The following is a 12477-nucleotide window of genomic DNA, read 5'->3' on the forward strand; positions in this document are numbered from 1 at the left end:
AGAAGACGGGAAGCATGAACGCCGTCGAGCCGGCAAAGGCGGAAGAAGCCCCCGAGGCGGGGGCCGGAGGTAAACCCGGCTGGCCCCGCCGGGCACTGAACGGGCTGCGCCGTGCGCGCCGAGCCGTCCGCTCGCGGTGGACCCGTTCACTGCTTTTCCGCACAGTGACCTCGGCGGTGCTGCTCACCTCCGTGGCCCTGATGGGGGCCGGTGCCTTCCTGTCCAACCAGATCGCCACCGGTCTATTCCAGGAACGCTTCAACCAGGTCGAATCCGAATCGGTTCGGGGGCTGGGCCAGGTGAAGTCGATCTTTGATTCGGCGGCCACCACAGACCGCTCAAGCACCCACACGCTGGTGACCAGCACCTTGAAGATCCTCGAGGGCGACACCGCCCTGGTGCCGCGCGACTTCGTGCTGGTCCCGTTGCCCGGGGACGACAATATTTACGTGGGACCCACCGCCAGCGGAAACTTGACCTCGCGTATCGTGCCCGAGGCACTGGCGACCCAGGTCCGGGAATCCAACGGCACCTTCTGGCAGTCCATAGAGGTCAATCCCGGGGCCAAGTCCGGACCCGGGCTCATCTTCGGCACCAAGGTGACGCTGCCGCCGGGACGCGAATACGGGCTCTACTTGGTCTATGACCTCAGCTCGGTGCAAAATACCCTCGAGTTCATCAACAGGGCGATGGGACTTGTCGGCGGACTGCTGCTGTTGGTCGTAGGCGGCATCACCTGGTACGTCACCCGCGCCGTGGTCCGTCCGGTCGCCGCCGCCGCGCAGGTCTCGGAGAAGCTTGCCGCAGGCGAGCTGGAAGAACGCATGACGGTCTCCGGGGAGGACGAGATCGCCCGGCTGGGCAACTCGTTCAACCACATGGCCAAATCCCTGCAAGACCAGATCAACCAGCTGGCGAAGCTTTCCCAGATGCAGCAGCGCTTCGTCTCGGATGTGTCCCACGAGTTGCGCACCCCGCTGACCACGGTGCGGATGGCGGCCGAGGTGCTGCATGATGCCCGTGAAGACTTTGACCCGATCAATAAGCGTTCCTCGGAGTTGCTCTACGCCCAGGTCGAACGCTTCCAGATACTGCTCAACGACCTCCTGGAGGTCTCCCGGTTCGATGCAGGTGTCGCGGTGCTTGACCCAGAGCCCACGGACCTTGTCTCGATTGCCCGCCGCGTCATAGATGCCGCCACCCCGCACGCCGAGGCACTGGGTTCGGTCCTGCGCTTGAGCACCCCGGCCGGTGGTTGCGTTGCCGAAATGGATCCGCGGCGCATCGAACGCGTGGTGCGCAATCTGGTCATGAACGCCGTGGAACACAGCGAGGGAAATCCGATCGACATCACCGTGGCCGGAAACGAGAATGCCGTGGCGATCACGGTGCGCGACCGCGGCATCGGTATGAGCCACGAAGCCAGCACCCGGGTCTTTGACCGTTTTTGGCGAGGTGACCCCGCCCGTGCGCGGACCACCGGAGGCTCGGGCCTGGGGCTTTCCATTGCGATGGAGGACACCAGGCTGCATAGTGGCCGTCTGGAAGCCTGGGGCGAACGCGGCGTGGGTTCCTGCTTCCGCCTGACGCTGCCCAGGATCCTGGGTGAGGCGATCATCGCCTCGCCGCTGCCCCTTGAACCGATCGTGCTGGCCGACGCCGTATTGGACCGCGGGATGATCGTTTCCTTCCCGCTCACCGGGGAAATCCCCGCGATCGGGTTCAAGCCCGCAGCGCCGCTTCTGAGCGATGAGCCGCGCGCCCACGGAACCCCGGCACGCGGCGCCGGAGAGCACACCCCTGGAAGGAAGGACCCGCATGATTAGGAACCGCCCGAAGCTTTCCACGCTGCTGGCCGCGCTCCTGGGCGTGATGCTGGTGCTCACCGGGTGCTCGGCGATCCCGAGCAATTCCCCGGTCCAGTCCATCGACCTCGACGGTGGCAATAGCAATCCCGACGGAACTGTGCAGTTCACCCCGCAGGGGCCCAAGGCGGATTCCAGCCAAATGGATATCGTCGACGGTTTCATTGAGGCGGGCATCGCCTCCCAAGACGACTACAAGGTTGCCCGCGAATTCCTGGATCCCAAGCAGGCAGGGATCTGGAAGGGGTCGGTGCGGACCCTGATTTACGGCGGGCAGCCCTCGGTGCTGCCCGGGGCCAAGACCGACACCTTCACCGTCCAGTTGGAGATCGTGGCGGAAATCGATGACCTGGGCACAAGGACAGATGTGGCCCCGCACACCACCCGTGCGGTGGACGTGGGCTTGGAGAAAATTGAAGGACAGTGGCGCATCTCCTCGCTACCCGACGGGATCATGCTCGACCAGGAGAGGTTCACCCACGTCTTCGCCCCGCAGACCCTCTACTTTTACGACGTCAGCTACGCCTATGCGGTTCCGGATGTGCGCTGGTTCCCGACGCGCACCGGCGTGGCGGCATCCATCGTCGAGGCGCTGCTGGCCGGTCCTGCGCCCTACCTGGAAAACGCGGTGGTTTCCGCCTTCCCCACTGGCAGCTCGCTGGTGCGTTCTTCCGTGCCCATCGAATCACGTCGGGCAACCGTTGACTTGAATTCCGGGACCTTCCTTGACTCGACCGAACTTTCCCGCCAGCAGATGCAGCAGCAGCTTGAGCTGACGCTTGGCGGCCTGGCCAGCGTGCGCTCGGTGGTGATGAGCGATGAGCAATCGGAGATCAACATCGGTCCAAAGGCGCCCGAATTCTTGGTCGCCGAGGTGGATCCGTCGGTGCCCGACACCCAGATCGGTGTGCTAGACAAGTCCTTGTACTACCTCAAGGGCAAGTCCTCACGGCTGGTTGGCGGCATCGGGAACATTTCCAGGTACAACCCTCGGCTGCCGGCGATGAGCCCCTTGGGGAACCGCTATGCATTCTTGAACGGAAAGCGCACCGAGTTGGTCGCCGTGGACGAAGAGGGCCGAAGCTCGGTCGTCGCCACCGGCACGGATCTGGTCCGCCCCAGCATGGACGCCCACGGGTGGACCTGGACAGTGGACAATTCCAAGACCACCAGTGTGCTGGCGGTACCAGCCGACATCGCCTTGAGCGGGAAAGTCAGGCCGATCACGGCCGTCTGGCTCGCAGATGCTGATGTTTCCTCCTTGCGCGTCTCGCGCGACGGGGCCCGTGTGGTGATCGTTTCCTCAAAGGACGGGGAAACTAGCGTGTCGCTCAGCGGTATCCTGCGCGATGCAGACGGGTCCCCGCGAGGCTTTGCCCCGCCCAAGCGGATCTACCCTGAGGTTCCGGCGACGCAGGCGCTGTGGAACTCCGATGTCTCGATCATCGTTTCCACCACCAGTGCCACCGAAAAGGTCGAGGCAGAGGAAATCAGCCTTGCCGGGGCACGGGTGAAGTACCTGCCGTTGCTGGGCATGCTCAATTTGTCGGCCGGGGCAGGGGATCGCCGTGCCGTATATGCAGAAATCAAGGACAAGACGTACACCAGGGTAGGTAGCTCCTGGCACCCGATGAAGTCCAAGGTCAGGGATCTCGCCTACCCCGGGTGATCTCCACTCGGTGTTGGGCCAGCAGGTCGCCTCCACAGCCCGGAGGCCTTCTGGTCCGTATCGCGCGTGGCCGATGCACACTGGTCTGCATGAAACCTTGGAAGCGCAAGGATCCGGATGCCATCTACCGGAGGAAGCCTCCGGCTGGAACCACCAGCGGGCCCCGCTTGCCCCGGTGCCTTGATGCGCTCTGGTGCCAGCGCGGCGCACGCGCGGTGCGGGCCGCGCTGGCAAGCACCGCGGCGCTGTTGCTGCCGGTTGACTGTGTCTGCTGCCAACGCCCCGATTCCACGCTGTGTCCAACGTGTTCCAAGGCCATGCGCACTGCGTGCCTGCACCCGCAACGCGTGGAGCACCGGGCCGATGCCCTTCCGGTGAACCAGCTCGGCGAAGCGTTGCCGGTGATTGCCGCTGGCATCTACGACCATGAATTGGCGGCGGTGATCCTGGCGTTCAAGAACCACCAGATGCCTGCCCTGGGCAAGGTGTTGGTGCCGGCGCTGGCGCGAGCCGTGTTCACCGCGGTGGCGGAACTTGCCGATCCCGGCCGCCCGGTGGTGCTGGTGCCGGTGCCCACGCGATTGCGTGCCAAGGCCAAACGTGGGTATTTCCCGTTGGGCGTGCTGCTGGCGCGGATGAACCGTTCACGGGTGCTGCCCGAGAGGGTGTTGGTGGAGCACCTCGTGCGATACAGGGCCTCTGGCCAGTTCGCCTCGGCACAAAAGGGCAGGGGCAAGCGGGCGCGGTCCGTGGTGCGGGGCACCCTGGACGCGCCCGACACGCGCGGATTGGCCCGGATGCTCTCGTTGGAGGCCCAGGTGCTGTTCATCGATGACGTGTTGACCACCGGTGCCACGCTGGCGGAAGCCCAGCGTGCGCTGGCGGATTCCGGGTTGCTGGTGTGCGGGGCCGTGGTGTTGGCTGCTACGCCCGCACCGGACCCGAAACAGGGTGTTCGCTCAGCGCGATCGAAGTAATGGTGCCAACATCCTTGCCTTTCACTGCATCTGTCATAGGCTGAAGTATGGGCACCCCTTGAGGGGAAAGTAGCCCATCTTCAGCGGCCGGGAGGAGTGAATTCTTCGGTCGCTGATGTGTCACCTGAGTAATGATGGAGGACACCATGGAGATGACGATCAACGGACGCAATGTCAGTGTTACGGATCGGTTCCGCGAGTACGTGGATGAGAAGGTCGACAAGGTCGACCAGCTTGCAACCAAGATCCAGCGCTTGGACATCAAGGTCACCAAGGAGCAGCACGCGCGCAACGCCGAAACTGCTCTGACCGTCGAATTGACGGTTCTGGGACGGGGACCAGCGATCCGCGCCGAGGCCAAGGCCGCCGACAAGTTCGCGGCCTTCGACACTGCATTCGCCAAGCTTCTTGAGCGTCTGCGCAAGGCCCGGGACCGTCGCAAGATCCACCACGGGCGCCAGACACCAAAGGCAGTCCACCAGGCAACCAGCGGACTGGAGCCGGCGGACAGCTCGATTCCGTTGGCCGATGCAACTCGCCAGGCGCAGCTGGACGAGGAAGCCCGGTTGGCCGCCGAAGCCTCAGAGAACGGGGCCCCTCCGATCGAAATCCGCCGCAAGGTCTTCCCTGCTGAGTCGATGAGCGTCGATGACGCCGTGGACCGCATGGAAATGATCGGCCACCCCTTCTACCTCTTTGTGGATGCGGAAACAGGAGCCCACTCGGTGGTCTACACCCGCAACGGCAAGGGAGACCAGCAGTACTCCTACGGGACGATCACCCTGGACCCGGAAGCCACCGACGAGTCGACCCTGGAGACCCGCCGATACCGCGACCATGATTCACAGCCAGCCAACGCCTAAGGCGCCGGCGCAGACGACGGGCCAATGAGGAAGACACTCTCAGCAGCACAGGCTCGCCGCGTGGCCATCGCAGCACAAGGCTTGAACCAAGTACGGCCCACCGCCCCCATCACGATGGGGGCGGTGGGCCGTACCTTTGCCCGGCTCGAACTGATCCAGATTGATTCGGTCAATGTCTTGGCCAGGGCACAATACCTGCCGATCTTCTCTCGCCTTGGTCCCTACGACCCCGGTCTGCTTGACGCCTTGGCGGTAAGGAAACCGCGTCGCGTCGTGGAATATTGGGCGCACGAAGCCTCGTTGGTGCGAAGCGAGCACTTCAACGACTTGGTTCCCTGGCAGCGGCGTTCCTGGCCCGGCAGCATGGAGACCATCGATGAATACGAACGTGACCTGGCACAGCGGATCCTTGGGCTGCTCCTGGACGACAAACCACGTACCTCGCGCGAGATTGCTGCCGAGCTGGGCCACGATGAGCCCAAGTCGAACGACGGATGGGGTTGGAACTGGTCGGCTGCCAAACGATCCCTCGAGGCACTGTTTGCCGAGGGCATGATTAGTAGCGAAGGGCGGAACAGCGCATTCGAACGTCGGTACACCTCCCTGCGGAGCGTCCTTCCGAAGCCGGCCGCCCCGGCAAATGCACATGAGCGTCGCCAGGGGATGGACCGGTTGCTCCTTGCCGCTGCCAAAGCGCACGGGATCGGGACAGCGCACTGCCTGGCGGACTATTTTCGGCTCCCGCTACGCCAATCCTCGGCAGCACTCGTGGAACTGTGCGAGCACGGGGCCTTGGAAAAGGTCCAGGTGGCAGGGCTGAGCGACCCCTTCTACTCGCTGCCCGGCACCGTCGTGCCTCGCCGATCCCATGCCCGGGCCCTGTTGGGACCGTTCGATTCCATGGTTTTCAACCGAAGGCGAATCGAGAAGCTCTTCGGTTTCACCTATCGACTGGAGATCTACACGCCCGCGGCCAAGCGCGTCCATGGGTACTACGTGCTGCCCTTCCTGCTGGGCGAGGACCTGGTGGCCAGGGTGGACCTGAAGGCGGAGAGGTCCAGCGGGCGGCTGCTGGTACGAGGCGCCTTCGTGGAGCCGGGAGCACCGGAGGAGACAGCAGTGGAGTTGGCAGACGAATTGTGGGCCATGGCCCGTTGGCTGGGACTGTTCGAAGTGAGTGTTTCGGCCAACGGGAATCTGGCAGAAGCCTTGGAGTTTTCACTAAGCTCGCCCGAAATTTGCTAAAAGCCACGGGTGACAGGAAAGTCTCCCGTAGACTGAACAGGCCAGAAATCCTGTGCTAGAGATTTGGGAGCTGCCTCGTGGCATCACTGCTTGAACGTATCCTGCGTACCGGCGACAAAAAGACGCTGAAGAAGTTGAGCGGATACGCCGACGCCATCAACGTGCTTGATGCCGAATTCCGTGCTCTCAGCGATGCGGAGCTGCGTGGTGAAACCGACAAGTTCCGGGCCCGTATCGCCGACGGCGAGTCGCTGGAACACCTGTTGCCCGAGGCTTTCGCCGCGGTGCGCGAGGCTTCGGACCGCACCTTGGGCATGCGCCACTTCGACGTCCAGCTCATGGGCGGTGCAGCCCTTCACCTGGGCAACATCGCGGAAATGAAGACCGGTGAAGGCAAGACCCTGGTGGCCACCGCGCCGGCCTATCTCAATGCCCTCAGCGGCAAGGGCGTCCACGTGGTGACCGTAAACGACTTCCTCGCCGAGTACCAGTCCGACCTTATGGGCCGTGTCTACCGCTTCCTGGGCTTGACCAACGGTTGCATCATTTCCAACCAGGATCCCGCCGAGCGCCGCAAGCAATACGAAGCCGACATCACCTACGGGACGAACAACGAGTTTGGGTTCGACTACCTTCGCGACAACATGGCCTGGAGCTCGGATGAGCTTGTCCAACGCGCACACAACTTTGCCATCGTCGATGAGGTCGACTCGATCCTCATCGACGAGGCCCGTACCCCGCTGATTATTTCCGGACAGGCCTCGGGGGACGTGAACCGCTGGTACACCGAGTTCGCCAAGCTGGTCACCCGGCTATCCTTGGACACCGACTATGAAGTCGACGAGAAGAAGCGAACCATCGGTGTGCTGGAACCAGGCATCGAAAAGGTCGAGGACTACCTGGGAATCCACAACCTCTACGAAGCCTCCAACACCCCGCTGATCGGGTTTTTGAACAACGCCATCAAGGCCAAGGAACTATTCAAGAACGACAAGGACTACGTCGTGATCAACGACGAGGTCATGATCGTTGACGAACACACGGGCCGTTCCCTTGCCGGACGCCGCTACTCCGAAGGCATGCACCAGGCCATCGAGGCAAAGGAAGGGGTGGAGATCAAGGCCGAGAACCAGACAATGGCTACCGTGACCCTGCAGAACTACTTCCGCCTCTACAAGAAGCTCGCTGGCATGACTGGTACCGCGCAGACCGAAGCGGGCGAATTCATGGGCACCTACAAGCTCGGCGTGGTGGAAATCCCCACCAACAAGCCCTTGGTGCGCAAGGACCAGGCGGACTTGATCTACAAAAACGAGATCGCCAAGTTCGACGCCGTGGTCCAGGACATCGCCGAACGCCACGCCACCGGCCAGCCGGTACTCGTGGGAACCACTAGCGTGGAAAAGAGCGAGTACCTGGCACGCCTGCTGGCCAAGCAGGGCATCAGACACGAGGTCCTCAACGCCAAGCAGCACGCCCGCGAGGCCTCGATCGTCGCCCAGGCCGGCAAGAAGGGCTCCGTCACGGTGGCCACCAACATGGCAGGCCGTGGTACCGACATCATGCTCGGCGGCAACGCCGAGTTCCTCGCGGTGGCCGAAATGGAGCACCGCGGGCTTGACCCGGAAACGAACTCCGAGGAATACGAGCGTGTCTGGGACTCGGTCTTCGAGAACGCCAAGAAGCAGGTGCAGAACGAGGCGCAGGAAGTCTCCGACGCCGGCGGACTCTATGTTCTGGGCACCGAGCGCCACGAATCGCGCCGTATCGACAACCAGCTCCGTGGTCGTTCCGGTCGTCAGGGCGACCCGGGCGAATCGCGCTTCTACCTCTCGATGACCGACGAGCTGATGCGTCGCTTCAATGCCGGTGCCGCCCAGCGGATCATGAACAACCCCTCGATGCCCGACGACGTGGCCCTGGAGTCAAAGATCGTTTCCAAGGCAATCGAGACCGCGCAGGCGCAAGTGGAAGGCACCAACGCCGAGCAGCGCAAGAACGTTTTGAAGTACGACGATGTGATGAACCGCCAGCGTGAAGCCATTTACGGAGACCGCCGGCGCATCCTCGAAGGCGGAGACCTGGAAGAGAAGGTTGGACACTTCCTCGAAGACGTTGTCAAGGCCATGGTCAACGAGACAACCGGGGAGGGCCACTCCGAGGACTGGGACCTAAAGCGACTCTGGAACAACCTCAAGCAGCTCTACCCGATCTCGATCACCCTTGAGGAAGTATCAGAGCAAGCCGGCCACCGTGACGAGATCACCCCGGACCTGCTCGAGCGCGAGATCCTTTCGGACGCACGCCTGCAGTACGTTGCACGCGAGGAAGCGGTCGGGGAAGAGAACATGCGCGAGCTCGAACGCCGGGTCGTACTCTCGGTGATCGGCCGCAAATGGCAGGAACACCTTTACGAGATGGACTACCTCAAGGAAGGCATCGGGCTACGTGCCATGGCCCAGCGCGACCCGCTGGTAGAGTACCAGCGCGAAGGCTTCCTGATGTTCCAGACGATGATGGAATCCATTCGCGAGGAGAGCATCGGGATGCTCTTCAACATCGAAGTCGAAACCCAGGCGGCTCCGGAGATCTCGCTCCCAGGTGTCACCGATGCGCGCTCGGTGACCACCGAACCGACATTGAACACACCAGGGCTCGATGCACCGCAGCGCCCGTCGACCTTGCGATATACGGCGCCGGAGGAAAGCGGCGAGGCCTCGACCCACATCGAGCGCACTGCCGGTGCCGCGGCACCGAAGCAGGGCGGCAACAAAAAGAAAAAGGGCAAGCGCCGCTAACCGATTTCCAAGGCAGTCACCTGCCATCGTCCGTGCCACCGCTCTATTCGTAGGGCAGTGGCACGGACTTTTTGCATGTCGCGCAGGACCACCGCGGCCTCAAAGACCAGGGGCATGATCTGGGTGACGCGCATCGCCATGACCCTCGGGTTGGAATAGCAACAGGAGTCGGGGTCCGGCCTCTGTGCCGCGCCGAGCCGCACATGGTATTCGAGCTTGAGCATGCAGTCGGGGCTCAGCGCGCGAACCAGTTGGTGCGCTGACCGTGCTCCGGCAAGCACCTCCAGCATTGCCGGGGCAGCGGCATGGACGATCGCTGCGACAGAGGCGGCAGGAAACAGGAGGTCGTCGTTGGAGGGGAAGAGTCGTTCGGCCACGGCTTGCGCCGCCGGACTCGGGCTCCTCTGAAGGGAAACATTGCCCGGCCGGCGGCCGGGTTCAGCCCGGGTGGCGGCCTTGGATTCCTGCGGTGACGGGCTCCGGGGCTTTGGGGCTTCACCGTCAGGCACCGGCTGCAGGCAGCGGCGCCTGCGCGTTGCCGATCCGCGGCGAAGCGTGACCGGGAAACGGCGTACCTCGATGGGGAACACGCCCTGCGCATCGGGTGAGGCATAGACGTTTTCAAGGGTGTGCAACGGCATGTTTCTTGCCGGTGCCGGGTCGATGGCGGTGATGGACATGGTGGACTCCTGGCGGGCTGGTGATTGTCCCTGCAGCTGGGATTGGGTTGATGGGGCGGGATTGGGCTATCCGGTATCAGCCCTCAGGGTTTCGGTGTTGACGGTTCAGGTTTCTGCAAAACCATTCCCACCTCCAGGAGATCGGGGTCCGGGCCGATGAGTTTCCAGTTGGCGTGGTACCAGTGCGGCCACGCAGACGCGATTTCCTCGATGCCGGCGTCACCGGGAAGGTGCCGGGCGGCAATCGCCCAGAGGCTGTCGCCTCGTTGCACCACGACCTCGCTCGATGATCGGGTGGTTGCGCCGACAAGCCTGGGCAGGGGCAACGGCACGCGATGCGGGATGAATCCCGGACTGAGCAGTTCGGGATTCGGGTGGTTTGGTTCCCCGGCACGGGCCGGGTTGGGGATGACCCCTGGTCCTTTCAGTTCGGCCATAGGCCTCGGTGCGGACTTCGGCGGTGACAACGGGGCAGCAGCCGAAACGGCGGCGCCGGCCGGGGCCGCACCCAAGGCACAACCGGCAAGCGCGAGGGAACCACCGAGACCGGCAATGACCAAGCGGCCGATGAACCCCGGTACCAAGGAAGCTGCCGCGGCGCCTAAGCGGTCTCCAGCCGAAATGAGCAGGTGGGCGAGTGCGGCAATCGCCACGCAAAGCAACAACCAGGCGATGATCGCCGCACCCAAGAGGCCGAGGGTAAGTCCTGTCAGCCGTTCCAGTGACCAGGCATCCAGCGGGGCACCGGTGACGGCGCGCTCCTGGAGCCTGCGCCACACGACGTAGCTAGAGCCGAGCATGGCCAGGGAAAGTGTCGTGACCGCTCCAAGCGCCAACTTGTCACAAAATGTTGTCGAACACATTTGGATCTCGTTTCATGTGATTTGTGATCACTTGATACCATTTGTTCAATTATAATGACACCTGATGCGCGTAGAAGCTAGGGGTAGGCGGAAGAGTTTCCGGGATCTAGGGTTGGCACCATGAGATGGGAATCGCTCTTTGCTGACTTGGAAGCTCAATTCGAGGCCGATTCTGCCCGGAACCGGATAAGCGAAGTCCAGGAAATCGTGCGAATCGAACGTGCACGGCAAACAATGCTCCAACGCCTGGAACGGCATCTGGGCACACGCGTTGATCTACAGCTGCTGGGTGCCGAGCGCCCCTCAGGAGAACTTTCCGCCATCGGGAGGGACTGGTTGATGCTGGCCCATGCCGGTAGGGAGGAACTGATTCCTTTTCGGGCCTTGGCCTGGTGGAGGGGACTGGAAGCCGGGCGGGGCCCGGAAACGAGACAGCGGCGCGTGGGTTTCTCCCAGGCCCTGCGAATGCTGGTGCGCGATCGTGCCAGGGTGGGAATCGGGGGGATCGACGGGCAGCTTTTAGCCACCGGGACCTTGGACCAAGTGGGTCAGGATTTCGTGGAAGTGGCACTGCACGAGCAAGACGAATTTCGCCGCGGTCCTGCCGTCCTGGGCCGTTCGCTCATCCCCTTTTCCGCCATCGCCAGAGTGCGCCGAGAGGAGTAGTCGCGCTCCGAGGCCATCCACAATCATGTCGCCTGCCCTATCGGCCGGCCACGGGGCGGCGTATGGTGTCCACCAGAACGTAGCCGGGGGCAGTTGCGCCCGTGCATGGAACATCGCGCGATGGCTCGCACCGTTGGAGCCGGGCGGAGATGGCGCACGCAAGTGCTCATGGCGAAGTGGGGAGTGCGAGATGGACAAGGCTCACGAAGCCGGTCCGCCGGCCGGCCGGTTGGCACGGCCGAGCTGGAAGGACCCTAGGTTGCTGTTGGGCATCCTGATCGTGTTGGCTTCCTGCGTCGGGGTTATCTCCCTGACCAGCTCAGTGGACCGGACCACCCCGATGTATTCGGCAAAATCGGATATCTCCTTGGGGGAGGAAATCAGCGCCGACAAGCTCAACGTCGTGAATGTGAAACTCGACATACTCGAGGAAGGCTATGTTCCCGCCGACCCGGGATTGCTCGATGGAACCAGAGCCAACTCCCTGATCCGGGCGGGACAGTTGCTGCCACGCAGCGCCTTGGGCCTGGTCGACGGAACCAACCGCCGTCCGGTGTCAATCGAGTTGCCCGACGCGCTACCTGCCGCCATCTCCTCGGGCTCCCACGTCGATGTCTGGGTCTCGCTGAAGGACCGCAACGCGAATGCCTACGCGCCTCCGAGTCTGTTGCTGCCTTCGGCAGAGGTCACCGCACGCTCCGAGCGTGCCACGGGCTTCGGGGGAACCGCCGGCACCCTGGTCGAGGTCTTGGTGGTCGATACCGCCCTGGCCGACCTGCTCGAGGCCATGGCCAACGACGCGCGCATCACCGTGGTGTTCAATCCAGCGGCCAGTGCCTCATGAATATCTC

General features: G+C 63.2%; 10 protein-coding genes. 8 read left to right on the plus strand and 2 right to left on the minus strand.

The annotated features are described in order from the left end of the window. Nucleotides 1–14: 14 nt before the first annotated feature. The 6 genes from mtrB to secA all read left to right on the plus strand — a co-directional run bounded on the left by mtrB (nucleotide 15) and on the right by secA (nucleotide 9417). Complete coding sequence (mtrB, locus tag ABEA12_RS09490; RefSeq protein WP_210101209.1) at nucleotides 15–1826, plus strand: MtrAB system histidine kinase MtrB; 1812 nt, start codon at nucleotides 15–17, stop codon at nucleotides 1824–1826. Then, complete coding sequence (locus tag ABEA12_RS09495) at nucleotides 1819–3534, plus strand: LpqB family beta-propeller domain-containing protein (protein ID WP_210101208.1); 1716 nt, start codon at nucleotides 1819–1821, stop codon at nucleotides 3532–3534. The genes mtrB and ABEA12_RS09495 overlap by 8 nt, the downstream gene beginning before the upstream one ends. Before the next feature lie 89 nt (nucleotides 3535–3623). Then, nucleotides 3624–4511, plus strand: a complete 888-nt coding sequence (locus ABEA12_RS09500) for a ComF family protein (RefSeq protein WP_210101207.1) — start codon at nucleotides 3624–3626, stop codon at nucleotides 4509–4511. Nucleotides 4512–4657: 146 nt separating this feature from the next. After that, nucleotides 4658–5374 carry a ribosome hibernation-promoting factor, HPF/YfiA family gene (hpf, locus tag ABEA12_RS09505; protein WP_210101206.1) on the plus strand — a complete coding sequence of 239 codons (717 nt, stop codon included), beginning with the start codon at nucleotides 4658–4660 and terminating at the stop codon, nucleotides 5372–5374. 60 nt (nucleotides 5375–5434) lie between these two features. Beyond that, entirely contained in the window at nucleotides 5435–6619 is a 1185-nt protein-coding gene (locus ABEA12_RS09510; RefSeq protein WP_345467841.1) for a winged helix-turn-helix domain-containing protein, read from the plus strand. 77 nt (nucleotides 6620–6696) lie between these two features. Beyond that, complete coding sequence (gene secA, locus ABEA12_RS09515) at nucleotides 6697–9417, plus strand: preprotein translocase subunit SecA (RefSeq protein ID WP_210101204.1); 2721 nt, start codon at nucleotides 6697–6699, stop codon at nucleotides 9415–9417. Here secA and ABEA12_RS09520 read toward each other — a convergent pair. Together ABEA12_RS09520 and ABEA12_RS09525 are read right to left on the minus strand one after the other, a co-directional pair. Next, complete coding sequence (locus tag ABEA12_RS09520) at nucleotides 9414–10097, minus strand: Rv3235 family protein (protein ID WP_210101203.1); 684 nt, start codon at nucleotides 10095–10097, stop codon at nucleotides 9414–9416. The genes secA and ABEA12_RS09520 overlap by 4 nt on opposite strands. Before the next feature lie 83 nt (nucleotides 10098–10180). Next, nucleotides 10181–10960 (minus strand): LysM peptidoglycan-binding domain-containing protein, encoded by a 780-nt coding sequence (locus ABEA12_RS09525; RefSeq protein WP_210101202.1) that lies wholly within the window; start codon nucleotides 10958–10960, stop codon nucleotides 10181–10183. 120 nt (nucleotides 10961–11080) lie between these two features. Between ABEA12_RS09525 and ABEA12_RS09530 the strand changes: the two genes are divergently transcribed. Together ABEA12_RS09530 and ABEA12_RS09535 are read left to right on the plus strand one after the other, a co-directional pair. Continuing rightward, nucleotides 11081–11626, plus strand: coding sequence for a hypothetical protein (locus tag ABEA12_RS09530; RefSeq protein ID WP_210101201.1), 546 nt, complete (start codon nucleotides 11081–11083; stop codon nucleotides 11624–11626). 190 nt (nucleotides 11627–11816) lie between these two features. Further along, nucleotides 11817–12470, plus strand: a complete 654-nt coding sequence (locus tag ABEA12_RS09535) for an SAF domain-containing protein (RefSeq protein WP_210101200.1) — start codon at nucleotides 11817–11819, stop codon at nucleotides 12468–12470. The last annotated feature ends 7 nt before the right edge of the window (nucleotides 12471–12477 follow it).

Source organism: Paeniglutamicibacter antarcticus, assembly GCF_039544305.1.
Lineage (GTDB): Bacteria > Actinomycetota > Actinomycetes > Actinomycetales > Micrococcaceae > Paeniglutamicibacter > Paeniglutamicibacter antarcticus_C.

Excerpts from the sequence above, each read along its gene's own strand:
- mtrB (WP_210101209.1), top strand. The coding sequence starts at position 15 with ATGAACGCCGTCGAGCCGGCAAAGGCGGAAGAAGCCCCCGAGGCGGGG.
- ABEA12_RS09495 (WP_210101208.1), top strand. The coding sequence starts at position 1,819 with ATGATTAGGAACCGCCCGAAGCTTTCCACGCTGCTGGCCGCGCTCCTG.
- ABEA12_RS09500 (WP_210101207.1), top strand. The coding sequence starts at position 3,624 with ATGAAACCTTGGAAGCGCAAGGATCCGGATGCCATCTACCGGAGGAAG.
- hpf (WP_210101206.1), top strand. The coding sequence starts at position 4,658 with ATGGAGATGACGATCAACGGACGCAATGTCAGTGTTACGGATCGGTTC.
- ABEA12_RS09520 (WP_210101203.1), bottom strand. The coding sequence starts at position 10,097 with ATGTCCATCACCGCCATCGACCCGGCACCGGCAAGAAACATGCCGTTG.
- ABEA12_RS09525 (WP_210101202.1), bottom strand. The coding sequence starts at position 10,960 with ATGTGTTCGACAACATTTTGTGACAAGTTGGCGCTTGGAGCGGTCACG.
- ABEA12_RS09530 (WP_210101201.1), top strand. The coding sequence starts at position 11,081 with ATGAGATGGGAATCGCTCTTTGCTGACTTGGAAGCTCAATTCGAGGCC.
- ABEA12_RS09535 (WP_210101200.1), top strand. The coding sequence starts at position 11,817 with ATGGACAAGGCTCACGAAGCCGGTCCGCCGGCCGGCCGGTTGGCACGG.